Consider the following 26,535-nt stretch of genomic DNA (forward strand, 5'->3'; position numbering starts at 1 on the left):
ACCTGCCTTGCGATTCCTCAACCCCCGAGGCTGCCCTACTCCAGCCGCGCCGGAAAACCCTCGGCCCGCAGGTCGGTGCCGAGCGCGTCTTCCAGCAGCCTGACGATGGCCGTCGACTGCGCCGCGCCGCCATAGACCGCCTTGCCCTTCAGGAAGGTCTGCGCCACCTGCGCGGCCAGGTCCAGCGGCACCCCGAACTCGCGCCCGAAGCCCATGGCGAAGCCGAGGTCCTTCAGCGCCAGGTCCATGGTGAAGCCCACGTCGTAGCTGCCGTTCAGGATCAGCTGGCCCTCGGTCTCATGCACGAAGGAACTGCCGGAGGAGGCCGCAATCGCCTCCCAGGCCGTCTTCAGGTCCAAGCCCCCGCGTTTCGCCAGCATCAGCGCCTCGCCGTCGGCGACCAGATGGATGAAGGCCAGCATGTTGGTGATGACCTTGATCACCGCGGCGGACCCGAGCGGCCCCATGTGGAAGATGCGCTTGCCGATGGACTGGATCGCCGGACGGTGCAGGTCGAACAGCTCCCGGTCGCCGCCGACCAGCACGGTGATCTCGCCCCGCGCCGCCAGATGCACGCCGCCGGTGACCGAGGCCTCCATCATCCGCACCTCGCAGGTGCGGGCCAGCCCGGCCAGCCGCAGAACGTCGTCGCGGCCGAGGGTGGAGTTCTCGATCCAGGTCGATCCGGGTTTCAGCCCGGTCAGCAGTTCGGCCAGCACCGCTTCGGAGGCAGCCGGGTGGGGCAGGCAGGTGAAGACATGGTCCACCTGCCCGGCCAGTTCGGTCACCGATCCCGCCACCTGCGCCCCGAGCGCGCGGTGACGCTCGGCCAGCGCCGGATTGCGGTCGAAGACCGTGACCTCATGCCCCGCCCGGATCAGGCTGGCGGCAAGGTGGCCGCCCAGATTGCCCAGGCCGATATAGCCGTAACGCATCGCAATCTCCGCCACAGCGATTTTTCGCCGAAAAATCGGGGCCGCAGCACCCTGCCGCGACCCCGGACCCGGTCCGCGAGGGGCTGCCTCAGGCGCCCCAGCCGACGATGCCCTTGACCTCGCAGAAGTCGTGGATGCCCCAGTCGGCATATTCGCGGCCGTTGCCGGACTGCTTGTAGCCGCCGAAGGGGGCCGAGGTGTCCCAGTCCGGATAGTTCAGGTTCACCGTCCCGGCGCGCAGGCGGCGGGCGACGGGCCGGGCATCCTCGACCGGGCCGGCGATATAGGCGGCAAGGCCGTAGACCGTATCGTTGGCCTGCTGCACCGCATCGTCGATGTCGTCATAGGGCTGGATCGCCAGCACCGGGCCGAAGATCTCCTCCTTCGAGATGGTCATCGCATTGACCACGTCGCCGAAGACGGTCGGCCGCACGAACCAGCCGCGGTTCAAGCCCGCCGGGCGGCCGGTGCCGCCGGTGACCAGGGTCGCGCCCTCATCGATGCCGGCCTGGATCAGCCGCTGCACCTTGTCGAACTGCAGCTTCGACACCAGCGGGCCGAGCACCGTCGCCTCGTCGCGCGGGTCGCCGGTGACGATGGCCTCGGCGGCTTCCTTCGCCACCGCCAGCGCCTCGGCCTGTTTCGCGCGCGGCACCAGCATCCGGGTCGGCGCGTCGCAGGACTGGCCGGTGTTCGACATCACCGCATTGACGCCGGCCGCCACCGCCTCGGCCAGGTCCGCGCTCGGCAGGATGATGTTGGGCGACTTGCCGCCCAGTTCCTGCGCCACCCGCTTCACCGTCGGCGCCGCCGCCGCCGCGATGGCGGTCCCGGCCCGGGTCGAGCCGGTGAAGGACACCATGTCCACCTCGGGGTGCGAGGACATCCGCGCGCCCACCTCCGGCCCCGCCCCGTTCACCAGGTTGAACACGCCCTTCGGCACGCCGGCGTCATGCAGCACCTGCGCGAACAGCACGCCGGACAGCGGCGCGATCTCCGACGGTTTCAGCACCATGGTGCAGCCGGCGATCAGCGCCGGGGCCACCTTGCAGGCGATCTGGTTCATCGGCCAGTTCCAGGGCGTGATCAACGAACAGACCCCGATCCCCTCATGCACGATCCGGGTGGTGCCGCGCATGTATTCCCACTCGAATTCCTCGCCGGCCTTGATGGTGGCCTCGATATGGACCTGCCCGGCCCAGGCCTGGGCATTGCGGGCCCAGGTGATCGGCGCGCCCATCTCGGTGGACATCACCTGGGCGAAGTCCTCGTAGCGCTCGTTGTAGATCTCCAGGATCCGCTTCACCAGCGCGATGCGTTCCTTCACCGGCGTCACGGTCCAGACGTCGAAGGCGGCGCGGGCGGCCAGGATGGCGCGGTCGGCATCCTCGGCATTGCCGAGGGCGACCTCGCAGACGATCTCCTCGGTTGCCGGGTTCTCCACCCCGACGCGGGTCTTCGACAGCGGCTCGACCCATTCCCCGTCTATGTAGAATTTGGTCATGTTCTGCGGGATCATGGCGTCGCCCTCATGTGAAGTAGATGTTGAAACGCGCGCGGATGGCGCGGTCGACCGCAGGGTCCACCACGCAACCGGCCTTGGCAAGGATATCGTTCTTGCGGGCGATGGCCGTGTCAAGAAGAAGCGGCTTGCCGGCCTCGTTCCATTCCTTGGGCGACATGCGGTTGCCGGTCTTGGGATAGATGTATTCGGTCTGCATCAGCTTCAGGGTCTGGTCGGAGCCGAGGTAATGGCCCGGCCCGCCGAGGCAGACCTCCTTCATCGCGTCGAGACTGGTGGAATCGGGGGTCACGTCGATGCCGCGCACCAGCCGCATCGCCTGGCCCAGCAGGTCGTCGCCGAGGATCAGGGATTCGAGGCAGAAGCCGAGGAGGCTGGCGTGCATCCCCACCGCCTCGTAGCACATGTTCAGCCCGGCGAGGCCGGCCAGCGCATTGGTGATCCCCTGCTCCCACCCGGCCTGCATGTCCGGCAGCTTCGAATCCGAGATGCCCGAGGCCGCCCCGCCCGGCAGGCCGTAGAAATGGTGCATCTGCGCACAGCCCGCGGTCAGCAGCGCCTGTTCAGCCGAGCCGCCCGACATCGCCCCCGTGCGCAGGTCGGAGACGAAGGGCCAGGTGCCGAAGATCGCCGGCGCGCCCTTCTTGATGGCGTTGACATAGACCACGCCGGCCAGGCATTCCGCCACCGCCTGCACGATGGTCAGCGCGATCGGCGCCGGCGCCGTGGCCCCGGCCTGGCCTGCGCTCAGCAGCAGCATCGGCATGCCCCTACGGACGCAATCCTCCATCACCTTGCAGGATTCCTCGGCGAACTTCATCGGCGGGACGACGAAGCAGTTGGAATTGCTGACGAAAGGCCGCTCAAGCCATTTCTCCTCGGACCCCGCCACCATGTAGAGCATCTCGAAGCAGTCGGCGACATGGGAAGGGTCGAAGAAGCTGGTGCCGACATGCTTCTTCGTCCCGGCAAGGCAGGCGTAAAGCGTGTTGAGGTCCATCTCCTTGTTGTCCAGCACGTCGCGGCAGACCATGGTGCGCTGGTAGAAATGGATGTTGTCGAGGTTGTCGACCAGCCGCGCGGCATCATAGAGGTCCTGCGCGGTGGAGTCGCGATAGTCCAGCGTCACCGGATCGACGATATGCACCGCGGCGCCGGCGGTGCCGTAATGCACATTCGTCCCCGACAGCAGCATGTCGTGCTTCGGGTCGCGGGCATGAAGGGTGATGTCGCGCGCCGCCACCGCCAGCATGTCCTCGACCAGCGCGCGGGGGAACCTGATCCGCCCGTCGTCGCCCTGCACCGCCCCGGCGCCGGTCAGGATTTCCACCCCCGAAGGCGGGGCCTGGCTCAGCCCGATCTGCTCCAGCGCATCCAGCGCCGCGGCGTGGATCTGTCTCACCCCGTCCTCGGTCAGCGGCTTGTATTGCCCGCCGGGCAGCCCCGGCCGCACCGGCCGCAGGTCCTCGGCCAAGGGCGCGGCCCGCGCCGCCACCCGTGCCGCCCGCCCCCCGGCCCGCGCCGAGCGCCGCGCCGCCTCGGGCGCACAGGTTTCACCGATCTCGCTCATCTCATGCCCCTTCATCTTGGCACAAATACTCCGGGGGTCCGGGGGCTGGCCCCCGGCCCGCGCTGTCATCCTCACCGCGCTTCAGAAGCGCGTCGATCTCCTCGCCCGAGGCCGCCCCGGCGATGCCGGCAAAGGACCCCTGCCCCAGCATCCCCGCCACCGCATCGCGGATCGCCGCATGGGCCACCCGGGCGATCTGGCTGCCGGTGGAGATGCGCCGCACCCCCATCGCTGCCAGCTCCGCCACGCTCAGCGCCTTCAACGGCCCGGCGGCCAGCGCATTGACCGGCTTCGTCACCGCCGCCAGCACCTGCGCCAGCTCCGCCTTGCCCGGCGGCACCGGCAGATACAAAAGGTCCGCCCCCGCCGCCTCGAAGGCCCACAACCGCCGGATCCCCTCGGCGAGATCGTAAGCCCCGTTCATCACCCCGTCGGCCCGGGCGCAGAAGACGAAGGGCCGGCCCAAGGCGCGCACCGCCGCCGCGCCGGCCCGGACCCGCTCCACCGCCAGATCGAAGTCATAGGCCGGATGGCCCGCTTCCATCCGCGTATCCTCGACCGAAATCCCCGACAGCCCGACCTCGGCCGACAGCCGCACCGTCTCGGCCACCACCTCCGGCGCATCGCCGAAGCCGTTCTCGAAATCGCCCGAGACCGGCAGCGCCGTCGCCCCCAGCAGGTCCGCCGCATGGGCCAGCGCCTCGTCCCGCGAAACCCCGCCCATGTCCGGCCGCCCCAGGGTGAAGGCATGGGCCGCCGAGGACGTGGCCAAAGCCCGCGCCCCGAGCGCCGCCATCATCCGCGCCGAGCCGCAATCCCACGGGTTCGGAATGACGAAACACCCCGCCTGGTGCAGGTCGAAGAACTCGGAATGCCGTTCAGCGAGACTTCTTCCCATTCACCTGTCCCCAAATATCCCACGGGGGTCCGGGGGTGTGAAACCCCCGGTCCGCCGCCGATTACATGCGCACCCGTTCCGACTTCGGATCGTGCATCGGCGCCAGCGAGGCCAAGGCCTCATGCCGCACCCCCGCCACCTCGATCTCGTAACGCGACGCCAGAACCTCGTCCTCGCTCTCGCCCGCGCAGGGCACATAGCCCATGCCCACCGCGCCGCCGAGGAAATGCCCATAGGCGCCCGAGGTCACCGGCCCGACGATCCGCCCGTCGCGCACGATGGCCTCGTTGTGGAACAGCAGCGGCCCGGGGGCCTTCAGCCGGAATTGCAGCATCCGGCGGGTCAGCCCCGCCTCTTCCTTCCGCAACACCGCCTCGCGGCCGGTGAAATCGGCCTTCTTGCGCGAGACGGTGAAGCCGAGGCCCGCCTCCAGCACATGGTCCTCGTCGGTGATGTCGTGGCCCCAGTGGCGATAGGCCTTCTCGATCCGGCAGGAATCCAGCGCGTGCAGCCCGCACAGCTTCAGCCCATGGTCCCCGCCCGCCTCCATCAGCGCCTCGAAGACATGGGCGGTCTGGTCGGCCGAGACGTAAAGCTCCCACCCCAGTTCGCCGACATAGGTCACCCGATGCGCCCGCGCCAACCCCATGCCGATCTCGATTTCCCGTGCCGTGCCGAAGGGATGCGCGGCGTTCGAGAAGTCGTCGGGCGAGACCGAGGACAGCAGGTCCCGCGCCTTCGGCCCCATCACGCAGAGGACCGACTCCCCGGCGGTCACATCGGTGATCACCGCGAAATCGTCCCCCAGATGCGCCCGCAGCCAGGCGAGGTTGCGTTGCAAGGTCGCCCCCGGCACCACCAGCAGATAGGCGGTTTCCGACAGCCGCGTCACCGTCAGGTCGGCCTCGATGCCGCCGTTGCGGTTCAGGAACATGGTGTAGACGATCCGCCCCGGCGCCACGTCCATCTGCGCCGAGCAAACCCGGTTCAGGAAGGCCATCGCGTCGCGCCCCTCCACCCGGATCTTTCCGAAAGAGGTCATGTCGAACAGCCCGACGCCGCCCCGCACCGCCAGATGCTCGGCCTTCTGGTTCTCGAACCAGTTCTGCCGCTTCCACGAATAGCGGTATTCGCGCTCTTGGCCCTCGTCGGCGAACCAGTTGGCGCGCTCCCAGCCCGCCACCTCGCCGAAGACCGCGCCGCGGGCGGCCAGATGGTCGTGGATCGGCGACCGCCGCACCCCGCGGGCGGTCTCCACCTGGCGATAGGGGAAATGGTCGGCATAGAGCAGGCCCAGCGTTTCCGACACCCGCTCCTTCAGGTAGCGGCGGTTCTTCTGGAACGGCTGCGCCCGGCGGATGTCGACCTCCCAGAGGTCGAAGGGCGGCTCGCCTTCGGTGATCCAATGCGCCAGCGCCTGGCCCGCCCCGCCCGAAGACACGATGCCGATGGAGTTGTAGCCGGCGGCAGTCCAGTAACCCTTCACCTCCGGCGCCTCGCCCAGGTAGTAGCGGTCGTCGGGGGTGAAGCTTTCCGGGCCGTTGAAGAAGGTGTGGATGCCGGCAGTCTCGAACAGGGGCATCCGGTTGGTCGCCATCTCCAGGATGGGCATGAAGTGGTCCCAGTCCTCGGGCAATGTGTCGAACTCGAAATCCTTGCGGATGCCGTCCATGCCCCAGGGCTTGGCCTTGGGCTCGAAGGCGCCCAGCATCATCTTGCCGGCGTCCTGCTTGTAGTAGGCGCATTCGTCCGGCACCCGCAGCACCGGCAGGTCCGGGGCGATCCCGGCCACCGGCTCGGTCACCAGATAGAAATGCTCGCAGGCGTGCAAAGGCAGGGTGACGCCGTTCTGCGCCGCCAGGTCGCGGCCCCACATGCCGCCGCAGTTCACCACCACATCGGCGGCGATATGCCCCGGCTCGCCGTTCAGGATGTAGTCCACTCCGGTGGTGCGCCCGTCGGCGGTGGTGACTTTTGTCACCAGCGCCCCCTCGACGATCTTCGCGCCCTTCATCCGCGCGCCCTTGGCCAGGGCCATGGCGATATTGGCCGGGTCGCATTGCCCGTCCAGCGGCAGGGCGACTGCGCCGACCACGCCGTCGATGTTCAGGTGAGGATATTTCGCCTTGGCCTCCGAGGGAGAAATCTCGTGGACCTCGACATCGAAGATCCGCGCCACCGTGGCCTGCCGCAGCAGTTCCTCATGCCGCTCGCGGGTCAGCGCGACCGAGATCGAACCGACCTGCCGCATCCCGGTCGCCACCCCGGTCTCGGCCTCCAGCCGGACGTAGAGGTCGGCGGAGTATTTCGCCAACCGGGTCATGTTGGCCGACCCGCGCAGCTGCCCGATCAGCCCCGCCGCGTGCCAGGTGGTGCCCGAGGTCAGGCGCTTCCTTTCCAGCAGCACCACATCCGTCCAGCCGGCCTTGGCCAGATGATAGGCCACCGAGCAGCCGGAGACACCGCCCCCGATCACCACCGCCCGCGCCTGCTTCGGAATATCCACCATCGCCCTGTCTTTCATCTGTCCATAAATATCCCACGGGGGTCCGGGGGTGTGAAACCCCCGGCTCCGCCCGCAGTCACGCGCGGATACGTTCGTTCTTCGGGTCCCACAGCGGCGCATCCTCCTGCACCACCGCCGGATAGCGGCTGCCGAAGATCTCCACCTCCACCGCCTGCCCGGCCACGTTCAGATCGGCCCGCAGCATCCCCAGGCCGATGCAGGCCCCGACCCGGTGGCCCCAGTAACCGCTCGTCACCTCGCCCACGACCTTGCCCTGATGCCAGATGGTGGACATGTAGGGCGGGTCCTGCTCGCCCGCCTCGATCACCAGGGTGCAGAAGCGCTTGGCGACCCCGCGCTGCTTCTCCGCCGCCAGCGCCGATTTCCCGCGGAAATCGGGCTTCGACCAGTCGACAAACCGCTCCAGCCCGCCCTGCAACACGGTGTAATCGGTGGACAGATCGCCCTTCCAGGCGCGATAGCCCTTCTCCACCCGCAAGCTGTTCAGCGCGAACATGCCGAAGGGCTTCAACCCCAGCGGCGCACCGGCGGCCATCACCGCATCCCAGACCCGGGCGGTATCCGCCGGGCGGGAATGGATTTCCCAGCCGAGTTCCCCGGCGAAGGAGACCCGCATCAGCAGCACCTCCGCCCCGGCGATCCGGGCGGTCTGATGGGTCAGCCAGCCCTTGGCCAGATCGGCGTCCGAACAGGCCGCCAGAATCTCGCGGGCTTTCGGCCCGGTCAGGATCTGCGTCGACCACTCCTCGGTCTCGTCCACCAGCGTGAGCCCCGGCTCCAGGTGCTTCCGCAGCCAGTCGCCGTCATGCAGCTGCGCCGTGGCGGCGGTGATCAGCATCAGCTCATCGTCCCCGAGCCGCGCCACCGACATCTCGGTGACGATCCGGCCCTTGTCGTCGGCGAAATAGGCCAGCCCCAGCCGCCCCACCGCGGGCAGCTTGCCGGTGATCTGGCGGCCCAGCCAGTCCGCCGCACCCGCCCCGGTCAGCCGGAAGCGCGAGAACCCCGGCAGGTCGAGGATGCCGGCCGCATCCCGCACCGCCTGGCATTCCGCCTTCACCGCGCGGAACCACGGCCCCTCGCGATCCCAGGTCCGCTGCGCCTCTTCCGACACATCATCCCCCGGCGCCGCATACCACAGCGCCCGCTCCCAGCCGTTGTAGGGCCCGAACTGCGCCCCCAGGGCCGCGGTGCGGTCATGCACGGCGGACAGCTTCTTCATCCGCCCCTCGGGCCAGACGTGATGCGGGAAATGGATGGCGTATTCGTGGCCGTAGACCTCCATCCCCTTCTTCACGCAATAGTCCGGGTCCTCGAAGCCGGTGAAGCGGCGCGGGTCGCAGGACCACATGTCCCATTCGGTCGCGCCCTCGGTCACCCATTCCGCCAGCACCTTGCCGGCCCCGCCGGCCTGGCAGATGCCGAAGGTGAAGACGCAGGCCTCGAAGGCGTTCGGCACCCCGGGCATCGGGCCGAGCAGCGGGTTGCCGTCCGGCGTATAGGGGATCGGGCCGTTGATCACCTTAGAAAGCCCCGCCTTCGCCAAGAGCGGCACCCGCGCCATGGCGTCGTTGATGTGCCACTCCAGCCGCTCCAGATCGTCGGGGAACAGCTGGAAGCTGAAGTCCTGCGGGAAAGGATCGTCAGGGCTGACCCAATGGGCGCGGCAATTGCCCTCGTAGGGGCCGAGGTTGAAGCCGTTCTTCTCCTGCCGCAGGTAATAGGAGCTGTCCACGTCGCGCAGAAGCGGCAGCTTGTGGCCGACCTCCCTGCTCCAGGCCTCCAGCTCCGGGATGGTGTCGAACAGCATGTATTGATGGCTCATCACCATCATCGGCAGGTCGCGGCCGAACATCTTTCCGACCTCGCGGGCGTAATAGCCGGCGGCATTGACCACGATCTCGGCCCGCACCTCGCCCTTCGGCGTCTGCAAGACCCACTCGCCGCCCACCCGCGACACGCCCTCCACCGGGCAGAACCGCTCGATCCGCGCGCCCATCTTCCGCGCCCCGGCCGCCAAAGCCTGGGTCAGCTGCGCCGGGTCGATGTCGCCGTCATAGGGGTCGTAAAGCGCCCCGGTCAGGTCGTGCGTTTCAAGGAACGGATATTTCGAGCCGATCTCCTCCGGCGACAGGATCTGCAGATCCATCCCCTGATAGCGCCCCATCCCGACCACCCGCCGGAACTCCTGCAACCGCTCGCGCGAGTGCCCCAGCCGGACCGAGCCGGTGACATGGTAGTTCATCGGATAGTCGACCGCGGCGCCCAGGCCGCGGTAAAGCTCGGCCGAATAGCGCTGCATGTTCATGATCGACCAGCTGGAAGAGAAGGTCGGCACGTTCCCCGCCGCGTGCCAGGTCGACCCGGCGGTCAGCTCGTTCTTCTCCAGCAGGATGCAATCGGTCCAGCCGGCCTTGGCCAGATGGTAAAGCGCCGATACGCCGACCGCGCCGCCCCCGATGATCGCCACCCGCGCGCTTGCGAATTCCGCCATGACCGCTCCTCCCGTTCCGCCCGCAGTATCCGCCTCCGCGCGCCCCCTTTCAATTCGCCGAACAGGCCGCTATTGATCGACAGTAACGATCAGCAGCTTTCATCTGTCCACAAATATCCCGGGGTCCGGGGCAGCGCCCCGGGGGCCTCCACCAGCGGAACGCCCAGACATGCAGATCGAACTCCTCGACACCTTCCTCGACCTGGCCGAGACCCGCAGCTTCCACCGCACGGCGGAACGGCTGGGGATCACACAGTCCACCGTCTCGGCCCGGGTGGCGGCGCTGGAAGAAGCGGTCGGCAGCCGGCTCTTCGACCGCTCCCGCGCCGGCACCGACCTGACGCCCGAGGGCCGGCGGTTCGAGACCCATGCCCGCGCGCTGCGCCACGAATGGAACGAGGCCAAGCGGCGCATCCAGCTGCCGCAGACCACCGCGCATCTGGTGCGGCTGGGGATCCAGAACGACCTTGCCGCGCTCTACCTCGGCGGCTGGGTGGCGGGCTTCCGCCGCGCCGTGCCCGACACCACCTTCTACATCGAGCCGGACTATTCCAACCAGATGTGCGCCGACCTCTTGACCGGCATCCTCGACTTCGCGGTGATGTTCAGCCCGAAGCCCCACCCCGACCTGCATTTCGAAAGCGTGGGCGAGGTCGGCTACCACATGGTCTCGACCCATGCCGCGACCCTGGCCGAGGTGACGGCCGACCGCTTCGTCTTCGGCCATTTCTCCCCCGCCTTCGAGGAGATGCACCGCCAGGTCACCCCGGAGCTTGCCGCCGCGCCGGTCTCGGTCGGGCAGTCGGGGTCGGTGGTGTCGCTGCTGATGGCGATGGGGGGCTCCGGCTATGTGCTGGAGAAGACGGCGGACGAGCTGGTGGCGGCGGGCCGTGCGAGCCGGGTCGCCGATGCGCCGGTGCTGCGCCAGCCGGTCTATGCCGCGCTGCACATCCGCCACCGCATCGCCCCCCTGCACCGCCGACTGCGCCGGGTGGTGTTCCGGCGGCTGGCGGGCAAGGACGGCGACGGGGAATAAAGGCCCGATTTTTCGCCGAAAAATCGTTCCCAGCCACGCCGTCAGAGCGTGGTTTCCACCCGATGCCCCGGCCGGTGCCAGAGCAGGACATGGGTGATCCCCCCCTCCGGCCCGAAGGTCACCCGCTCCGTCACCAGGAGCGCCGCGCCGGGCGCGACCTCCAGCGCCGCCGCCTCCGCCGCCCCCGCCGGAGCGGCAAGGAAGGCGAGGTCGCCGCCCTGGAACGGCACATGCGCCACCAGCCATTCGTTGACCGAAAGCCCGGCGAAATCCGCCGCCTGCGGCAGGGCGGCCATGTTCAGCCAGCGGTCCTCATGGGCATGGGGGGCGCCATCGGCCAGGTGCAGCGTGGTCAGGTGGCGCAGCGGGGCGCCCTCCGCCAGCCGCATCCGCTGCGCGATCTCTGCGGGCAAGGGCTCCTCGGCATCATGGGTGACGCGGAAGCCATAGGCGGCACCGCGGCCCTCCACCTCCAGCCGGATCACCGGGATCTCCAGCCGGGCGCGGCGGGCGGGCAGTTCGGCGACCCGCGTGCCGGCGCGCTTGCGCCGCTCGATCACCCCGTCCTCGGCCAGCGATTGCAGCGCCCGGTTCACCGTCGCCCGCGCCACGCCGTAATCGGCCGCCAGCTGCGCCTCGGCCGGGATCAGCGCGCCGGGGGGCCACTCGCGGGCGCGAATGCGGGCGCCGATGGTCTCGCGAAGGTCCTCCCAGCCCAGGCTCACAGCCGTGCCCTCAGCCCCTGCATAACGCTGCGGAACCGCGCCTCCACCCGGTCGCGGGCCCGGTGGCGGCCGCCCTGCACCAGCCGCCGCCCGGCCGACCACAGGTCGCGCACCGGCGTCTCGGGTGCCGCGAAGATCCAGGCGTCGAGCAACTCGTCGCCCTGCCGCCCCTCCAGTGCCAGCACATCGGTGTCCAGCGCCATCAGGTCGGCCCAGGCCCCGGGCCGGATCGCCCCGGCCTCCCGCCCCGCCGCCTGCGCACCGCCCTGCGCCGCCCCCTCCAGCATCCGCCGCCCGGTCGAGGCGGCTTCGGTCGCCAGCACCGCCCGCGCCTTCAGGCCGAGGCGCTGCGAATATTCCAGCATCCGCGCCTCGCCCGCCAGCGAGATGCGGATGTTGCTGTCGGTGCCGAAGCCGAATGCCCCGCCCGCAGCCGTCCATCCGGCGCCGTCGAAGATGCCGTCGCCGAGGTTGGCCTCGGTCTCCGGGCAAAGCCCCGCCACAGCCCCGGTGGCGGCCAGCGCGGCGGTCTCGGTCGGGGTCATCTGGGTGGCGTGGATCATGCACCAGCGCGGCGACAGCGGCAGGTTGGCGCAGGCCCATTCCACCGGACGCGCCGCGAAGGCGGCCCGGACCTCCTCCACCTCCGCCACCTGTTCGGCGATGTGGATATGGATCGGCCCTTGGGTCAGCCCGGGCAGTTCCGCCAGCACCTCGCGCGGCACGGCGCGAAGGGAATGCGGCGCGAGGCCGAGGACGGCATCCGGCGCCAGCGCCTTCACGGCTTCATGCGATCTCTCAAGAATGGCCTGAAACCCATTCAGATCGTTTCCGAATCTCACCTGTGGACCCGCCAGCGCCCGCCCGTCGCAGCCGCCCTGCATATAGGCCACCGGCAAGAGCGTCAGCCCCAGCCCGACCTCTTCCGCCGCCGCGACGATCCGCAGCGCCATCTCGGCCCGGTTGCCGTAAGCCACCCCGCCCGGGCCGTGGTGCAGGTAATGGAACTCGGCCACCGCCGCATAGCCGGCCTCGGCCATCTCCACCATCGCCAGCGCGGCGATGGCCTGCACTTCATCCGGCGTCAGATGGTCGAGGAAGCGATACATCAGCCGCCGCCAGGTCCAGAAGCTGTCCTGCCCGGCGCTGCGATATTCCGTCATCCCCGCCATCGCCCGCTGGAACGTATGCGAATGCAGGTTGACCGGCGCCGGCAGCAGCACCGGCAGAAGCTCCCCCTGCGGCGCCGCGCCCGGCATGACCTCGGCGATCCGCCCCCCTTCGACCCGGATCAGGACATCCCTGGCCCAGCCGTCGGGCAAGAGGGCGGAGGCGGCGTGCAGGAGCATGGCTTCATCCTTGACGGGGCGATTATGTATAGACATATTAACCGCAGACTCACCGGCAAGGCAAGCGGCATGACCCTACTCCTGACCAATGCCCGGATCGCCACGATGGACGGCGGCTACGGCCTGACCCATGGTTCCGTCCTGATCGAGGGCGACCGCATCGCCGCCATGGGCGAGGTCTCCGTCCCCGGCGCCGAGGTCGTCGATTGCGGCGGCCGGCTGGTGACGCCGGGGCTGGTGGACTGCCATTCCCACGCCGTCTATGCCGGCTCCCGCGCGGGCGAATTCGAGGCCCGGCTGACCGGCGCCTCCTACGAAGAGATCGCCCGGGCCGGCGGCGGCATCCTCTCCACCGTGCGGGCGGTGCGCGAAGCGTCGGAGGACGACCTGATCGCGCAATCCCTGCCCCGGATCGACGCGATGATCGCCGGGGGCGCGACCACCATCGAGATCAAGTCCGGCTACGGGCTGACGGTGGAGGCCGAGATGAAGATGCTCCGCGCCGCCCGCCGGGTTGCGGCGCTGCGCCCGGTCCGGGTGGTGACCACCCACCTCGCCGCCCATGCCGTCCCGCCGGATTACAAGGGCCGGCCGGAGGCCTATATCGCCGAGGTCGTCCTCCCCTCCCTCCGCGCCGCCCACGCCGAAGGGCTGACCGATGCGGTGGACGCCTTCTGCGAGGGCATCGCCTTCTCGCCCGCGGAACTGGAGCCGCTCTTCGCCGAGGCCCGCGCCCTCGACCTGCCCGTCAAGCTGCACGCCGAGCAACTGTCGGACCTCAAGGGGGCGGTCTTCGCCGCCCGCCACAAGGCGCTGTCCTGCGACCATGTGGAATACATCGGCCCCGATGGCGTGGCCGCCATGGCAGCCGCCGGCACGGTTGCGGTGATCCTGCCCGGCGCCTTCTACACCCTGCGCGAGACCCAGGCCCCGCCGATCGAAGCCTTCCGCAAGGCCGGAGTGCCGATGGCCGTCGCTACCGACCTGAACCCCGGCACCTCGCCCGTCGCCAGCCTGCCGCTGGCGATGAACATGGCCTGCACCCTCTTTCGCATGACGCCGGAGGAGGCGCTGCTCGGCACCACCGCCCATGCCGCCCGCGCGCTCGGCTTGACCGACCGCGGCTCCATCGCTCCGGGGCGGCTGGCCGATCTGGTGGTCTGGGACACCGATCACCCCGCCGACCTCAGCTACCGCATCGGCTGGGCCAAGCCCCATGCCCGCATCTTCGGAGGCCGCCTTGCCTGAGACCCTGACCCTGATCCCCGGCGCCACGCCGCTGGCCCAACTCCGCCGCATCCTGCGCGAGGGCTGCGCGGCGCGGCTGGACGACGGCGCCCGCCCCGGCATCGCAGCGGCGCAAGCCCATATCGCCGCCGCCGCGGCGGGCAGCACCCCGGTCTATGGGGTGAACACCGGCTTCGGCAAGCTGGCCAGTATGAAGATCGCCCCGCAAGACACCGCGAAGCTTCAGGAAAACCTGATCCTGTCGCATTGCTGCGGCGTCGGCGAGCCGATGCCGCGCGAAGTGACCCGGCTGATGATGGCGCTGAAGCTTCTCTCGCTCGGCCGCGGCGCATCCGGCGTCCGCCCCGCCGTGATCGACATGCTGGAGGCGATGCTGGCCCAGGACATCACGCCCGTCGTGCCCGACCAGGGCTCGGTCGGCGCCTCCGGCGACCTGGCGCCCTTGGCCCACATGACCGCAGCGATGATCGGCCATGGTCAGGCCCTGCTGGACGGCGAGATCCTGCCCGCCGCCGAGGCGCTGCGGCGCAAGGGGCTTACCCCCCTCACTCTCGGCCCCAAGGAAGGGCTGGCGCTGATCAACGGCACCCAGTTCTCCACCGCCTACGCCCTTTCCGGCCTCTTCGCCGCCTGGGACGCCGCCCGCGAGGCGCTGACGATCTCGGCCCTCTCCACCGACGCCATCATGGGCTCCACCGCGCCGCTGGAGCCGCAGATCCACGCGCTCCGCGGCCATCCCGGCCAGATCGAGGCGGCGGCGACCATGCGCGCCCTGCTGGCCGGGTCGGAAATCCGCGAGAGCCACCGCGAGGGCGACACCCGCGTGCAGGACCCCTATTGCATCCGCTGCCAGCCGCAGGTCACCGGCGCGGCGATGGATGTGCTGCGCATGGCCGCCCGCACGCTGGAGGTGGAGGCAAATGCCGCCACCGACAACCCGCTGGTGCTGTCGGACGGCCAGATCGTCTCGGGCGGCAATTTCCATGCCGAGCCGGTGGGTTTCGCCGCCGACATGATCGCCATGGCGATGGCCGAGATCGGCGCCATCGCGCAGCGGCGGGTGGCGCTGATGGTGGACCCGACGCTCTCCTTCGACCTGCCGGCCTTCCTGACCCCGAAACCCGGGCTGAACTCCGGCCTGATGATCGCCGAGGTCACCACGGCCGCCTTGATGAGCGAGAACAAGCACCTGGCCCATCCGACGGTGATCGACTCGACCCCGACGTCGGCCAATCAGGAGGACCATGTCAGCATGGCCGCCCATGGCGCGCGGCGGCTGCGGCGGATGGCGAAGAACCTGCATGTCATCCTCGGCGTCGAGGCGCTCTGCGCTGCGCAAGGCGTCGAATTCCGCGCACCGCTGAAGACCTCCGCCCCGCTGCAGGCCGCCCTGACCGCGCTGCGCCGGGACATCCCGGCCCTCGGGGACGACCGCTACCTCGCCCCCGACCTGACCCGCGCCGCCGCCCTTGTGGCCGACAGCGCCCTGTCCCGGGCCACGGGCATCGCCCTGCCCTTCCTTCATCTTGGTTGAAATACTCCACGGGGGTCCGGGGGTGTGAAACCCCCGGCGGCCTCCGCCAGCACAGGAGCCCGTCATGACGAACCCCCGCCACAACCTGCGCGATGTCTACCCGCCGACCGGCCCGGAGAAGACCGCCAAGACCTGGGCCGGAGAGGCCGCGATGCGGATGCTGATGAACAACCTGCATCCCGACGTGGCCGAGAACCCGCATGAACTGGTGGTCTACGGCGGCATCGGCCGCGCGGCGCGGACCTGGGAGGATTTCGACCGCATCGTCGCCACACTGAAGGACCTTGAACCCGACGAGACGCTGGTGGTGCAGTCGGGCAAGCCCGTCGCGGTGGTGCGGACGCATACGGATGCGCCGCGGGTGCTGATCGCCAACTCCAACCTTGTCCCGCATTGGGCAACCTGGCAGCATTTCAACGAGTTGGACCGCAAGGGCCTGATGATGTATGGCCAGATGACCGCCGGGTCCTGGATCTACATCGGCACCCAGGGCATCGTGCAGGGCACCTACGAGACCTTCGCCGAGGCCGGGCGCCAGCATTACGGCGGCGATCTCAAGGGAAAATGGATTCTCACCGGCGGCCTTGGCGGCATGGGCGGGGCGCAGCCGCTGGCGGCGGTGATGGCCGGCGCCTGCTGCCTTGCGGTGGAGGTGGACGAGACCCGGATCGACTTCCGCCTGCGCACCCGCTACCTCGACGAGAAGGCGAAGACGCTGGACGAGGCTTTGGCGCTGATCGCGGAGTGGACGGCGAAGGGCGAGGCGAAGTCGGTCGGCCTGCTTGGCAACGCGGCCGAGGTCTTCCCCGAACTGCTGGCGCGGATGCGGGCCGGCGGGCCGCGCCCCGACATCGTGACCGACCAGACCTCGGCCCATGATCCGCTGCACGGCTACTGCCCGGCGGGGTGGAGCGTGGCCGACTGGCGCGCGAGGCAGGAGAGCGACCCGAAGGCGGTGGAGGCGGCCGCAAGGGCCTCGATGCGCACCCATGTCGAGGCGATGGTCGGCTTCTGGGACGCCGGCGTGCCGACGCTGGACTACGGCAACAACATCCGCCAGGTGGCGAAGGACGAGGGCTTCGGCAATGCCTTTGCCTTCCCCGGGTTCGTGCCGGCCTATATCCGGCCGCTGTTCTGCAAGGGCATCGGCCCGTTCCGCTGGTGCGCGCTGTCGGGCGACCCGGAGGACATCCGCAAGACCGACGCGGCGATGAAGCGGCTCTTCCCCGAGAACGCCCACCTCCATCGCTGGCTCGACATGGCGGCCGAAAGGATCGCCTTCCAGGGCCTGCCCGCCCGCATCTGCTGGATCGGCCTCGGCGACCGCCACCGCGCCGGCCTGATGTTCAACGAGATGGTGGCCTCCGGCGAGTTGAAGGCCCCGATCGTGATCGGGCGGGACCATCTGGACTCCGGCTCGGTCGCCAGCCCCAACCGCGAGACCGAGGCGATGCGGGACGGCTCGGACGCGGTGTCGGACTGGCCGCTGCTGAACGCGCTGGTCAACACCGCCTCGGGCGCGACCTGGGTCAGCCTGCACCACGGCGGCGGCGTCGGCATGGGGTTCTCGCAGCACGCCGGGGTGGTGATCCTGGCCGACGGCACCCCCGAGGCGGCGAAGCGGCTGGAGCGGGTGCTATGGAACGACCCGGCCTCGGGCGTCTGGCGCCATGCCGATGCGGGCTACGAGACCGCGCTCGACTGCGCGCGCGAGCACGGGCTGCGGCTGCCGGGGATTCTCGGCAACTGAAGGTCCCCGAGAGGGCTCAATCGTTCAGGGGAACGACCTCGAACTGGTCCATAGGCTCCGCTTCGGCGGGGCCGTTCCAGCGGCCTTCGACGCAGCCGCTGGCGGGATCGAACTCCCTGCCGTAGCGCCGGGCCGAAAGCGCCTCCGGCCGCTCGAAGGCCGCGCAGAGGGCGAAGCCGTTGCCTTCCTCCCGCCGGAACCGGAGCGGGGCGGCATCGCTGCCGGACATGCAGGCGGCGTCGGCCGCCAGTTCGGACGGAAGGCCGTCATAACTGGCGCGGTCCAGCCGCTCGACACAGCGCGCCACCCGGGTGAGCGAGGCCAGCAGCGCCTCGTCGCGCCGCTGCCGCCGCGCCTCCTCCGGCCCGCCGACCACCGCCAGCCCGACCACGACCAGCACCGCCGCCAGCCCGGCCAGCGCGGCAAGGGCGAAGCGGTCAGGGCTCATCGCCCTGCCTCAGGTCAGCGCGGTAATACAGGAACACCAGCCCGGCGGTCAGCAGCACCAGCGCCGCCTTGGCCAGGAACTGCGCCGTCAGGTCGCCATTCAGGAAGGCGTAGACCGTGGCGATCATGTCCCCCACCATGCCGAGCGCGGCCAGATACAGCGTCACGAAGGCGAACCACTTGCGGATGGCCGAGCGCGACCGGGCGGGATCGGCCGCCAGCCGCGCGGCCTCGGCCCGGTTCAGCCAGAGGAAGGCGGGCGCCACCACCACCAGCACCGCGACCGACCAGCGGATCGAGCGGCTGCGCCAGTCGTAGCTGTAGTCCTCGGCCCCCCAGGCCCGGTCGATCAGGTCGAAGCCGAGCGCGTCGATGTGCCAGACCAGCATCGCCAGCGCGGTGAACATCAGCCCATAGGTGAAGGCGTCGCGGGCCGAGACATGCGCTGCCGGGCGCGGCACCGCCAAGCCGAAGGCCGGGTCGCCCCAGGCCCCAAGCGCGCGGCGGATGTCGCCGGCCTGCCAGCCGGCAGACCGCAACATCTCGGCGATGGCGTCGCGGCTTTCGCCCGCGGCCAGCGCCTTGCCGACGAAATCGGCCAGCTGTTCGTTCTATTTCAAAGCTTTCTCCCCTGCCGGATTACAGCCAGATCGGATTGCTCCAGGCCCGCCTGCCGGCCGCGTCGATCACCGCGACGCGGACCCAGGGCGAGTTGTTCAGCCGGGCCAGCGGCACCTCGGCCCGGGTCATCGAATGGCCGTGCACCCCCTTCGCCGCCGTGCCGTGGCCGAGGGCGACCACCGAGACCGCGGCGGAGCATTCCACCACCACCTTGTCACCCTCGATTCGCACATCCCGCAGTTCCGGCCCCTGCGAGGAATAGAAATCGCCGCGTTTCAGCGCCTCCAGCAGCGCCTCGGGGCTGTTTTCGGTCGATTTCACCATCACCCAGCCGCCGAAATGGTCGGGCTCGGAGAAATGGGCGTCGTCGGTGGCGATCAGGGTCAGGCGGCGGCCCTCGGTCAGCAGCAGGTCGGCGATGGCGGCGCCGTCGGGCCGGTCGCAGCCCATGGCGCAGCCGTGGTTGTAGATCTCCACCGCATGGGCGGCCTCGATGCTGCGGGCATCGGCCAGGGTCAGGCCGGACCATTGCGGATGGGCCACGGCGACGAAGGCCCCGGCCGCCACCGCGCGGGCGGCGATCTCGGCCCCGCTCTCCTGCCCCGGCTTCGGCCGGAAGTCGGGGCTGTCCGAGGCGGCGAAATCCGCCGGCAGGCCGACGGCGAGGATATGCCACAGCTCGCCGTTCGCCATGGCGCCGGAATGCAGCTCGGCCCCGAGGATCGTGGTGAAGCCCTCGGCGCGGAACGGCAGGGTGTCGACGATGGGGTAGCCGTAGACGCCGACGAAATGGTCGGTCAGCGCCATGAAATCATAGCCCTCGGCCCGGTAGCGGCGGCAGACCTCTTCCGGCGCCAGCACCCCGTCGGAGCGGGTCGAATGGGTGTGCAGGTTGCCGCGCCAGAAGCGGCCGGGGGCGGCGAAGGCGGAATGGCGGATCATGCGCGGACCTTTCCCTTGGCGGGCGCAGGATTGCCCGGGCGCGGGGCGGAGGGCAAGGGGGCTCCCTCGCCAAGCCCGCGGCCGCGTGCTATGGTCGGACGGACGCAGATATTCAGAGCTGTGCATGACCGGACCCGACACCCCCACCGCCGAGGACGAGGCCTGCGGCCTGCCCGCCGGCGAGATGATCGCCCAGGCCACCGCCGCCGCCGCCTTCCTGAAGGCGCTGAGCCATGAGGGCCGGCTGATGATCCTGTGCCATCTGTCCGGCGGCGAGAAGACGGTGACCGAGCTGGAACAGCGCCTGGCCTCGCGGCAGGCGGCGGTCAGCCAGCAGCTGGCGCGGCTGCGGCTGGAGGGGCTGGTGGCGACCCGGCGCGAGGGCAAGGCGATCTATTACTCGATCCAGGACCCCAAGGTGCTGCGGACGATCAGCCTGGTCTACGACATGTTCTGCAAGCCGGGGGACGCGGAGGTCGGAACGGCGGGGTGAACCCCGCCGTTCCCCGCCTTCCGCGGGCGGGAACAGGCGAGGCACTGCCTCGCCCCCGCCCGTGCGCGACGTATCACCCGGAGACGGTGCGGCACATACCCCCGGGAGGCCAGCGCCCGACCCGGCGGGCGAGAAGCGCCCGCCGAGGGCGGGGCGGGCGCTGGCCGGGCCTTTGGAGGCCCGGCCGGGATGGTTGAACCGTTGCTCCGTGGCGAAGGCGCGCGCCTTCGCCAGACAGACCCTCGGATCAGGGCGCGCCCTACCCCCGCCCGATATAGGGCATGTCCCGGGCCATCAGCGTCATGAAGGGGATGTTCACGTCGCCGGGCAGTTCGGCCATGTGCAGCACCGCCTGCGCCACATGGTCCACGTCCATCACCGGCTCGGCCCGGACCGAGCCGTCGGCCTGCGGCACGCCGCGGGGGAAGGCCTCGACCATGCCGGTCAGCGCATTGCCGATGTCGATCTGGCCGCAGGCGATGTCGAAGCGCCGCCCGTCCAGCGCCAGCGTCCGGGTCAGCCCCGTCACCGCATGTTTCGACATGGTATAGGGCGCCGAGCCCGGCCGCGGCACATGGGCGCTGATCGAGCCGTTGTTGACGATCCGCCCGCCGCGCGGGTCCTGCCGCCGCATCAGGCCGAAGGCGGCGCGGGCGCAGAGGAACATGCCGGTGATGTTGGTCCGGCAAAGCTGCAGCCAGTCCTCCACCGGGATTTCGTCGATGGGGGCCGCGGGCAGCGAGATGCCGGCGTTGTTGAACAGCACGTCCAGCCGGCCCCAGCGCTCCTCGACCTTGGCGAAGGCGGCCTCCACCGCCGCCGCGTCGCCCACGTCGGCGGGCAGGATCATCGCCTCGTCGCTTTCCGCGGTCTCGACCAGCGCGGCGTCGTTGCGGCCCAGAAGCGCCACCCGCCAGCCGCGGGCGATGAACAGCCGCGCGGTGGCGCGGCCGATGCCGGCGCCGGCGCCGGTGATCAGGATCGTGCGTTGGGTCTGGGGCATCGGTCTACTCCGCGAAGTCGTATTTCATCAGCCAGTAGAGCACCCGCGCCACCGCCCGTTCGGGCAGGCCGGAGGCGGCGGCCAGCCCGGCCGCGGTGTCCCCTTCCGCTCCGGCGGCGTCCAGAGCGGCCAGCACCGCCTCGGTGCGGGGACGGGTCTCGAACAGGCGGTGGATGCCCTCGTAGTCGCGCAGGTCCAGGGTTTCGGCCAGGCCGGGCCGGTCGCCGCGCGGACGGGCGCGGAAGCGGCGGTCGGCGGGCGCGCCCTGCATGGTGGGCCAGGCGCGGAAATAGATGCCGGGCGCCGGTGCCGGCGGCAGCTGCGCGGCATGAAGCGGCGGTGGCGGGCCGGAGGCGCGGGCCTGCGCCAGCATCGCCGCCTGCTCGGCCCAGAGCGCCTGCATCTGCGGGATCACCGCCGCCCAGTCGTAAAGCGACCGCGCCCGCGCCTGCCCCGCCCGCCCCATCCGCAGCCGCAGATCGGGGTTGGAGCCGAGCGCAACCAGCGCCGCCGTCAGCCCGGGCACCGAGACCCGGGTCAGCGCCGACAGCTGGCTGACGTATTGCACATAGGAATCGGTGCCGCCGGAATGGCGCTGGCCCAGATAGGCGGTCAGGTCGCCGCGCGGCCATTCGGTCTCCACCCGAAGGCCCACGTCTTCCGTCACCGTGTCCTTCATCCCGTCCCAGTCCGAGACGATCAGCGGCAGGCCGGCCGCCATCGCCTCGATCGGGGCAAGGCCGAAGGTCTCCTGCACGTTGTCGATCGGGAACAGGAAGATGTCGGCGCCCGACAGCGTGGCCTTGCGGGCGGCGGCATCGGCGCCGTCCAGCAGGTGGAAGCCGACCCCGGGCATCATGCCGCGGGCGCCTTCGGTGAAGACCCTGCGGGAATAATCGTCGCGGAACTGGCCGCAGAGCAGCAGGTGGAAGCGCTTCCCCGCCTCCGCCTGCGCCCGGGCCAGCGCGAGGTAAAGCGGCAGCGGGTCGAATTTCTCGTGCGGGGTGAGGCGCGCGATGATGGCGCAGGCCACATCCCCGGGGCCGATTCCCAGCCGCTGGCGCAACGCCTGCCCGGCGGCGGCGTCGGGGGCGAAATCGGCGCAGGCGATGCCCAGCGGGATCACCGGCATCAGCGGCCGCGGCGGGGCCTTGCCGCCGAAGCGGGCGGCGAGGAAGCCGTCGGTCAGCTCCATCTGCGCGGCCAGCGAGTGCCGCACCGCGCGCGAGGTGCAGATCACCGCGTCCCAGGGCATCTGCGGCGCGGCGCGCAGGTCGAACATCCCCTGCATCACCGCCTTGGTCGCCGTGGTATGGGTGATCCCGCACAGTGCGAAGGCCGCCGCCCCGAAAGGCGCGCGGCGCCAGCATTCGGCGGCGAAGTTCGGGCTGGGGTAGCTGACCACCTCCACCGGGGCGATGGCGGCGGGGCTTTCCAGCCTGACGCCGCGGATCGGCTTCGCCACCCCCTCGCGCGCGGCGAAGGCGCGGAAATGCTCCTCGTCGGCGGGGCCGTGGGTCAGGCAGAGGAACTCCTCGACCCGCGCATGGGCGAAGAAGCCGCGCAGGAAGCTCTCGCCGGCGACGCGGCGGCCGTTGATGCCCTTGGCCTTGGGGTCGTAGCCGTCGGGCGCATACCAGATCGCGGCATTCGTGGAGGTCATCGCGCCTCCATCCACAGCCAGGGCGTCGGCCCGCTGCGCCATTCCCACAGCATCAGCAGCCGGTCGAGGTCGGACAGCCGCTCGGCCCAGGCGGGCAGCCGGTCGGGCCGCAGGCTGCGGTCGAGCCGGGTGACGGCATGGGTCGGGGCGAAGCGGTCGGTCAGGCGGGCCAGCAGGCCGGGCCGCATCCCCTCGTGCACCTCGACCAGGATGTCGGCGCGGGCCAGCCCGGGGGCGGCCCCGGGGTCCAGCAATTCGTCCTCGGCCCCCTCGATGTCGCACAGCACCATGCAGCGGGCGGCGGCGCAGAGCGCGAAATCGGCATGGGTCCAGAGCCCGCCGACCTCCACCCGGTCCTGCACCCCGTTCGCCTCGGCCAGCTTGCGGCACAGGGCCTGCGCGCGGTCCGAGATGTCGCGGGCCAGCACCCGCGCCTGCGGCATCCGCCGGGCCAGGCCGACGGCGTAGTAGCCCTCGGCGCAGCCGATGTCGATCACCGCTTCATAGGGCCGGGCGGCGATGGTCTCGATCACCGGCTCCAGGCTGGCCTCGTAGGCGCCCAGCAGCCGCGGCACCCTCGCCCCCTCGGCGGCGCGGACGGGATAGGCCATGCCGGCGAAGGGCCCGGCCAGCACGGTATCGCCCCGCCGGGCCAGCGTGTTGGCCAGCATCGCCGAGCGCCATTTCGCCAGCTGGCGCAGCGCGCTGTTCAGCCTTTCGGGCGAAGACTCGCCCTCCAGCAGGCGGCGCAGCCCGGCGGTCGCGGCTTCGGTCAGCGGTGAGATTGCCATGTCCCTGCCTTTTCCCCCATGGTTAGGGGGTTGCGGCGGGGCCGTAAAGGGTGGCCTCACCCCTTGCCCGGCCCGCGGCGGGACAGCCGGCGGAGATTGGCGCCGGTGCGGCGGCGGACCGGCTTCAGCGCCTGAGCGCCGATCCGCGCCGGCGACTTGCCCGCCGCGGCGGCGCGCGAGGCCGCCAGCCCCGCCTCGGCCGCGGCGGCCAGCTTCTCGGCGACCATGCGGCGGTTCTCGCCCGGCGCCACCCGCCAGAGGCCGAACATCCCCAGCATCCTCATGCCGATCACCATCTGCGCCTCGGCCAGCATCAGCCCGGTGCCGAGCCAGAGCCGGTATATCTCGGCCGGCGAGCCGGGAGAGAACGGCGGCCTCATGCCAGGAACCTGTCGTCCACCGGCACCTGCAGCGCGGTGGCCAGCGCGTTGGTCTGCGCCGCCATGGCGATCACCGCCAGCAGCTCGGCCTGCATCGCGGGCGTCATCCCCTTGGCGCGGGCGGCGGCGGTGTGGGAATGGATGCAGTAGGAACAGCCGTTCGCCACCGAGACCGCGACATAGATCATCTCCTTCACCAGCGGGTCCAGCGCGCCGGGGGCCATCACCGCCTGGAGCCGCTCCCACACCGCCTTCAGCTGCGCCGGGTCGTGCGCCAGCGCGCGCCAGAAGTTGTTGACATGATCGGTCTGCCGCTTTGCGCGGATGTCGTCGAAGGTGGCGAGGGCTTCGGCCCCCGCCTGTTCGTCGGTCAGCAGCGGAACGGTCGCCATCAGACCACCGCCAGCACGCGGGCCGGCCCGCCGGTGCCGCCCTTGTGCTTGGGCGCGCCGATGAAGACGGTGGCGCCCTTCGCCGGCAGCTGGTCGAGGTTGGCCAGACATTCGATGCCGAAGCGCCCGCCGGGCAGCCAGCTGTTGTGGACGGCGAAATCCGCCGAATTGCCGGGGTCCAGCGACAGGCTGTCCACCCCGATGCAGGCCACGTCCAGCCCCGCCAGCATGTCGGTCGCGGCCTTCGAGAAGCCGGGGAAGGCGAAACTGCCGTCCGCGGCGGTGCGGAACTCCGGGCTGGCCACCCTGGCGGCCCAGCCGGCGTGCATCGCCACGCAGGCGCCGGCCGGGATCTCGCCATTGGCCGAGACCCAGGCCTCGATGTCCTCCGGCTCCACCATCGCATTGGCGTCCTCGGCGGCCTTGGCGGTCAGGTCGAGCACGCAGATCGGGCAGACCAGCCGCTCCGGCGCCAGGTCGGCGACCGAGGCGCCATCGGCGCTGAAATGCAGCGGCGCGTCGATATGGGTGCCGGAATGTTCGTAGATCGTCAGCTTCCACAGCTGATAGCCCGACTCCTCGAACTTCACCGAGGGCTCGTAGATTATGCCGGGATTGCCGTCGAAGGTGGGGAAGCTGCCGTCCCAGGCATGGGTCAGGTCGACCACCTTGCCCGCGGACTGCGCCAGCGCCGGCCGGGCGGTGGCAAGGCCCGAGGCGACGGCGGCGGCCGTGGTGGTGGCGGCGCCGGCAAAAAGCGCGCGGCGCGACAGCATGTTGGACTTGACGCTTTCGATCACACAGGCGTTGCACATGGGCCTTCTCCCTGTTGGCGGCGCGAGGGACGCGCACCGGGCCAGCGTTCCACCTGCCCGGCGTTCCGTCAAGGAAAGGGTTGGGCGGTTTGCGGGGCTCGGGGGGAGAAAGGCATTCTCCCGCCGGGCCGGGCGGGAGAAGGCGAGGCATTGCCTCGCCCCGCCCGTGCGCGACGGTTCACCCGGAAACGATGGCAGCCCAAGACCCCGAGAGGCCAGCGCCGGCCCGGGCGGGCGAGAAGCGCCCGCCGAGGGGCGGGCGGGCGCTGGCCGGGTGCTTTGGGCACCCGGCCGGAACAAGGGGGACCGTTGCGCTATGGCGAAGGCGATGGCCTTCGCCAAGGAAACCGGGGATCGTAGGGCGGGGTTCACCCCGCCACTCCTAATGCACCAGCCGCAGATGCCCGCGGCTGCGCAACGCCGGGCGGTCGGCCGGCAGCGGGGCGAAATCGGCGTCCTCCGCCGGATGGCGGGCGGCGAAGGACAGGGCGGTGCGGATCAGCGCCGGGTCCATCGTGCCCTCGGTCAGCGCCAGCACCTCGGGCCGGGCCAGGTCGGTGCGGTCGCGGCGCATCGCCTGCAGCATCCGCATCAGCTGCGCTTCGTCGCCGGTCACCTGCTCGCGGCAGCCGGTGCACATCGGGTTGGCATAGTTGAACGCCCGCCGCCGCGACCGGCGCAGCACCTGCAAGAGCGCCAGCCCCCCGGCGGCGACCTGCGGGCCCGTGGTCTCGCCCCAGCGTTCGCTGGCGATGGCGAAGGCGGTCTGCCAGGACTGCGTCTCCGGCCGGGTAAAGGCGGTCAGGAAATGCCGCAGCACCGCCAGCAGGCCGGTCTCGAAACCGTCCAGCCCCAAGAGGGCCAGCGGCATCGCATCGTCCGAGGGGGCGTGGTCGTGGGAATGGGACATGGGTCGGGCCTCTCCGCCGAAGGGGTGGATCTGGCGGCTGGCTCGATCGCGGCATTCCCTATCAAATAACTCAGGAATGCGCAAGGAGGGGAAAGCGGCTTGGCGGAATGACGCGCGGGCCGCGATCAGGCGACGGCGCGCGCCACCATCTCGGGATGCGCGGCGATGACGCGCACATAGGCGATGGCAAAATCCGGTGCGGTCGCCCGGGCCTGTTCCCAATCGCGCAGGGTGCCCACCGGGACACGGAAGCGCGCCGCGAACTCGGCCTGCGACAGCCCGAGCCCGGTGCGCGTCCTGCGGATCAGCCGGGCGCGCTGGCCCCGGTCCAGCGCTTCGGCAGTCACGTCGAAATCCTCGGGGTCGTCCGGATCAGCCGGAAGAACGATATGCTCTTTCTTCACCTGTGTTGCTCCTTCTCACCGAGATGAAGCGGGGCTGATCGCCCCGCCAGACGAAAACGCCGGTGAACAGCTTCCCGCCCAGCAAG

At 70.4% G+C, this 26,535-nt stretch carries 24 protein-coding genes; 5 read left to right on the plus strand and 19 right to left on the minus strand.

Annotated features, from left to right (window positions below; genetic code table 11):
- Positions 1 to 35 precede the first annotated feature (35 nt).
- The 6 genes from G5B31_RS14660 to G5B31_RS14685 all read right to left on the minus strand — a co-directional run bounded on the left by G5B31_RS14660 (position 36) and on the right by G5B31_RS14685 (position 9,946).
- Entirely contained in the window at positions 36 to 935 is a 900-nt protein-coding gene (locus G5B31_RS14660) for an NAD(P)-dependent oxidoreductase (RefSeq protein ID WP_165018933.1), read from the minus strand.
- 88 nt (positions 936 to 1,023) lie between these two features.
- A complete protein-coding gene (locus tag G5B31_RS14665; RefSeq protein ID WP_165018934.1) occupies positions 1,024 to 2,454 on the minus strand; it encodes an aldehyde dehydrogenase family protein in 1,431 nt (476 codons plus the stop codon).
- Between the two features lie 10 nt (positions 2,455 to 2,464).
- Positions 2,465 to 4,027, minus strand: coding sequence for a trimethylamine methyltransferase family protein (locus G5B31_RS14670; RefSeq protein ID WP_165018935.1), 1,563 nt, complete (start codon positions 4,025 to 4,027; stop codon positions 2,465 to 2,467).
- 1 nt (position 4,028) lies between these two features.
- Positions 4,029 to 4,925 (minus strand): oxaloacetate decarboxylase, encoded by an 897-nt coding sequence (locus G5B31_RS14675; protein ID WP_165018936.1) that lies wholly within the window; start codon positions 4,923 to 4,925, stop codon positions 4,029 to 4,031.
- Between the two features lie 61 nt (positions 4,926 to 4,986).
- Positions 4,987 to 7,434, minus strand: coding sequence for an FAD-dependent oxidoreductase (locus G5B31_RS14680; protein ID WP_165018937.1), 2,448 nt, complete (start codon positions 7,432 to 7,434; stop codon positions 4,987 to 4,989).
- 73 nt (positions 7,435 to 7,507) lie between these two features.
- Positions 7,508 to 9,946: an FAD-dependent oxidoreductase gene (locus G5B31_RS14685; protein WP_165018938.1), complete on the minus strand. Its 2,439-nt coding sequence runs from the start codon at positions 9,944 to 9,946 to the stop codon at positions 7,508 to 7,510.
- Between the two features lie 169 nt (positions 9,947 to 10,115).
- Between G5B31_RS14685 and G5B31_RS14690 the strand changes: the two genes are divergently transcribed.
- Positions 10,116 to 10,982, plus strand: a complete 867-nt coding sequence (locus G5B31_RS14690) for a LysR family transcriptional regulator (RefSeq protein ID WP_165018939.1) — start codon at positions 10,116 to 10,118, stop codon at positions 10,980 to 10,982.
- Positions 10,983 to 11,023: 41 nt separating this feature from the next.
- Here the strand turns inward: G5B31_RS14690 and G5B31_RS14695 are convergent, their stop codons facing one another.
- Together G5B31_RS14695 and G5B31_RS14700 are read right to left on the minus strand one after the other, a co-directional pair.
- The gene (locus G5B31_RS14695) at positions 11,024 to 11,707 is read right to left on the minus strand and encodes a GntR family transcriptional regulator (protein WP_165018940.1); all 684 of its coding nucleotides are present in this window, start codon (positions 11,705 to 11,707) and stop codon (positions 11,024 to 11,026) included.
- Positions 11,704 to 13,056, minus strand: a complete 1,353-nt coding sequence (locus G5B31_RS14700) for a formimidoylglutamate deiminase (RefSeq protein ID WP_165018941.1) — start codon at positions 13,054 to 13,056, stop codon at positions 11,704 to 11,706. The genes G5B31_RS14695 and G5B31_RS14700 overlap by 4 nt, the downstream gene beginning before the upstream one ends.
- A 69-nt stretch (positions 13,057 to 13,125) precedes the next feature.
- Here G5B31_RS14700 and hutI point away from each other — a divergent pair, with 69 nt between their 5' ends.
- The 3 genes from hutI (at position 13,126) to hutU (ending at position 17,588) form a co-directional block, all read left to right on the plus strand.
- The gene (hutI, locus tag G5B31_RS14705; protein ID WP_205911949.1) at positions 13,126 to 14,304 is read left to right on the plus strand and encodes an imidazolonepropionase; all 1,179 of its coding nucleotides are present in this window, start codon (positions 13,126 to 13,128) and stop codon (positions 14,302 to 14,304) included.
- A complete protein-coding gene (hutH, locus tag G5B31_RS14710; RefSeq protein WP_240904424.1) occupies positions 14,297 to 15,838 on the plus strand; it encodes a histidine ammonia-lyase in 1,542 nt (513 codons plus the stop codon). The genes hutI and hutH overlap by 8 nt, the downstream gene beginning before the upstream one ends.
- A gap of 64 nt (positions 15,839 to 15,902) precedes the next feature.
- On the plus strand, positions 15,903 to 17,588 hold the full coding sequence (gene hutU, locus G5B31_RS14715) for a urocanate hydratase (protein WP_165018944.1): 1,686 nt from the start codon (positions 15,903 to 15,905) through the stop codon (positions 17,586 to 17,588).
- Between the two features lie 16 nt (positions 17,589 to 17,604).
- Here hutU and G5B31_RS14720 read toward each other — a convergent pair whose 3' ends face one another.
- The 3 genes from G5B31_RS14720 to G5B31_RS14730 form a co-directional block, all read right to left on the minus strand.
- A complete protein-coding gene (locus G5B31_RS14720; RefSeq protein WP_165018945.1) occupies positions 17,605 to 18,036 on the minus strand; it encodes a hypothetical protein in 432 nt (143 codons plus the stop codon).
- The gene (locus G5B31_RS14725) at positions 18,026 to 18,577 is read right to left on the minus strand and encodes a DUF5671 domain-containing protein (protein ID WP_240904425.1); all 552 of its coding nucleotides are present in this window, start codon (positions 18,575 to 18,577) and stop codon (positions 18,026 to 18,028) included. Before G5B31_RS14725 ends, G5B31_RS14720 begins: the two co-directional genes overlap by 11 nt.
- A 97-nt stretch (positions 18,578 to 18,674) precedes the next feature.
- Positions 18,675 to 19,595, minus strand: a complete 921-nt coding sequence (locus G5B31_RS14730; RefSeq protein WP_165018971.1) for a CehA/McbA family metallohydrolase — start codon at positions 19,593 to 19,595, stop codon at positions 18,675 to 18,677.
- A gap of 127 nt (positions 19,596 to 19,722) precedes the next feature.
- Between G5B31_RS14730 and G5B31_RS14735 the strand changes: the two genes are divergently transcribed.
- Positions 19,723 to 20,091, plus strand: a complete 369-nt coding sequence (locus G5B31_RS14735) for a helix-turn-helix transcriptional regulator (protein ID WP_165018946.1) — start codon at positions 19,723 to 19,725, stop codon at positions 20,089 to 20,091.
- Between the two features lie 259 nt (positions 20,092 to 20,350).
- Here G5B31_RS14735 and G5B31_RS14740 read toward each other — a convergent pair whose 3' ends face one another.
- The 8 genes from G5B31_RS14740 to G5B31_RS14775 form a co-directional block, all read right to left on the minus strand.
- Entirely contained in the window at positions 20,351 to 21,094 is a 744-nt protein-coding gene (locus tag G5B31_RS14740) for an SDR family oxidoreductase (protein ID WP_165018947.1), read from the minus strand.
- A 4-nt stretch (positions 21,095 to 21,098) separates the two neighbouring features.
- Entirely contained in the window at positions 21,099 to 22,757 is a 1,659-nt protein-coding gene (locus G5B31_RS14745) for a glycosyltransferase family 4 protein (RefSeq protein WP_165018948.1), read from the minus strand.
- The gene (locus G5B31_RS21090) at positions 22,754 to 23,548 is read right to left on the minus strand and encodes a class I SAM-dependent methyltransferase (RefSeq protein WP_205911951.1); all 795 of its coding nucleotides are present in this window, start codon (positions 23,546 to 23,548) and stop codon (positions 22,754 to 22,756) included. The genes G5B31_RS14745 and G5B31_RS21090 overlap by 4 nt, the downstream gene beginning before the upstream one ends.
- A gap of 56 nt (positions 23,549 to 23,604) precedes the next feature.
- Positions 23,605 to 23,928 carry an antifreeze protein gene (locus G5B31_RS14755; RefSeq protein WP_165018949.1) on the minus strand — a complete coding sequence of 108 codons (324 nt, stop codon included), beginning with the start codon at positions 23,926 to 23,928 and terminating at the stop codon, positions 23,605 to 23,607.
- Entirely contained in the window at positions 23,925 to 24,320 is a 396-nt protein-coding gene (locus G5B31_RS14760; RefSeq protein WP_165018950.1) for a carboxymuconolactone decarboxylase family protein, read from the minus strand. Before G5B31_RS14760 ends, G5B31_RS14755 begins: the two co-directional genes overlap by 4 nt.
- On the minus strand, positions 24,320 to 25,135 hold the full coding sequence (locus G5B31_RS14765) for a cyclase family protein (protein ID WP_165018951.1): 816 nt from the start codon (positions 25,133 to 25,135) through the stop codon (positions 24,320 to 24,322). Before G5B31_RS14765 ends, G5B31_RS14760 begins: the two co-directional genes overlap by 1 nt.
- Positions 25,136 to 25,517: 382 nt before the next feature.
- On the minus strand, positions 25,518 to 26,045 hold the full coding sequence (locus tag G5B31_RS14770; RefSeq protein WP_165018952.1) for a hypothetical protein: 528 nt from the start codon (positions 26,043 to 26,045) through the stop codon (positions 25,518 to 25,520).
- Positions 26,046 to 26,170: 125 nt separating this feature from the next.
- On the minus strand, positions 26,171 to 26,449 hold the full coding sequence (locus tag G5B31_RS14775; protein WP_165018953.1) for a helix-turn-helix domain-containing protein: 279 nt from the start codon (positions 26,447 to 26,449) through the stop codon (positions 26,171 to 26,173).
- Between the last annotated feature and the right edge of the window lie 86 nt (positions 26,450 to 26,535).

Origin of the sequence: Rhodobacter sp. SGA-6-6 (assembly GCF_011043545.1) — a bacterium.
GTDB lineage: Bacteria > Pseudomonadota > Alphaproteobacteria > Rhodobacterales > Rhodobacteraceae > Pseudogemmobacter.

Bases quoted from the DNA above. Each gene is read 5' to 3' on its own strand.
- G5B31_RS14735 (WP_165018946.1), top strand. From the start codon at position 19,723: ATGACCGGACCCGACACCCCCACCGCCGAGGACGAGGCCTGCGGCCTG.
- G5B31_RS14765 (WP_165018951.1), bottom strand. From the start codon at position 25,135: ATGTGCAACGCCTGTGTGATCGAAAGCGTCAAGTCCAACATGCTGTCG.
- G5B31_RS14725 (WP_240904425.1), bottom strand. From the start codon at position 18,577: ATGTTGCGGTCTGCCGGCTGGCAGGCCGGCGACATCCGCCGCGCGCTT.
- hutI (WP_205911949.1), top strand. From the start codon at position 13,126: ATGACCCTACTCCTGACCAATGCCCGGATCGCCACGATGGACGGCGGC.
- G5B31_RS14700 (WP_165018941.1), bottom strand. From the start codon at position 13,056: ATGCTCCTGCACGCCGCCTCCGCCCTCTTGCCCGACGGCTGGGCCAGG.
- hutU (WP_165018944.1), top strand. From the start codon at position 15,903: ATGACGAACCCCCGCCACAACCTGCGCGATGTCTACCCGCCGACCGGC.
- G5B31_RS14660 (WP_165018933.1), bottom strand. From the start codon at position 935: ATGCGTTACGGCTATATCGGCCTGGGCAATCTGGGCGGCCACCTTGCC.
- G5B31_RS14770 (WP_165018952.1), bottom strand. From the start codon at position 26,045: ATGTCCCATTCCCACGACCACGCCCCCTCGGACGATGCGATGCCGCTG.
- G5B31_RS14760 (WP_165018950.1), bottom strand. From the start codon at position 24,320: ATGGCGACCGTTCCGCTGCTGACCGACGAACAGGCGGGGGCCGAAGCC.
- G5B31_RS14675 (WP_165018936.1), bottom strand. From the start codon at position 4,925: ATGGGAAGAAGTCTCGCTGAACGGCATTCCGAGTTCTTCGACCTGCAC.
- G5B31_RS14745 (WP_165018948.1), bottom strand. From the start codon at position 22,757: ATGACCTCCACGAATGCCGCGATCTGGTATGCGCCCGACGGCTACGAC.
- G5B31_RS14665 (WP_165018934.1), bottom strand. From the start codon at position 2,454: ATGATCCCGCAGAACATGACCAAATTCTACATAGACGGGGAATGGGTC.
- G5B31_RS14690 (WP_165018939.1), top strand. From the start codon at position 10,116: ATGCAGATCGAACTCCTCGACACCTTCCTCGACCTGGCCGAGACCCGC.
- G5B31_RS14740 (WP_165018947.1), bottom strand. From the start codon at position 21,094: ATGCCCCAGACCCAACGCACGATCCTGATCACCGGCGCCGGCGCCGGC.
- G5B31_RS14755 (WP_165018949.1), bottom strand. From the start codon at position 23,928: ATGAGGCCGCCGTTCTCTCCCGGCTCGCCGGCCGAGATATACCGGCTC.
- G5B31_RS14670 (WP_165018935.1), bottom strand. From the start codon at position 4,027: ATGAGCGAGATCGGTGAAACCTGTGCGCCCGAGGCGGCGCGGCGCTCG.
- G5B31_RS14685 (WP_165018938.1), bottom strand. From the start codon at position 9,946: ATGGCGGAATTCGCAAGCGCGCGGGTGGCGATCATCGGGGGCGGCGCG.
- G5B31_RS14720 (WP_165018945.1), bottom strand. From the start codon at position 18,036: ATGAGCCCTGACCGCTTCGCCCTTGCCGCGCTGGCCGGGCTGGCGGCG.
- G5B31_RS21090 (WP_205911951.1), bottom strand. From the start codon at position 23,548: ATGGCAATCTCACCGCTGACCGAAGCCGCGACCGCCGGGCTGCGCCGC.
- G5B31_RS14680 (WP_165018937.1), bottom strand. From the start codon at position 7,434: ATGGTGGATATTCCGAAGCAGGCGCGGGCGGTGGTGATCGGGGGCGGT.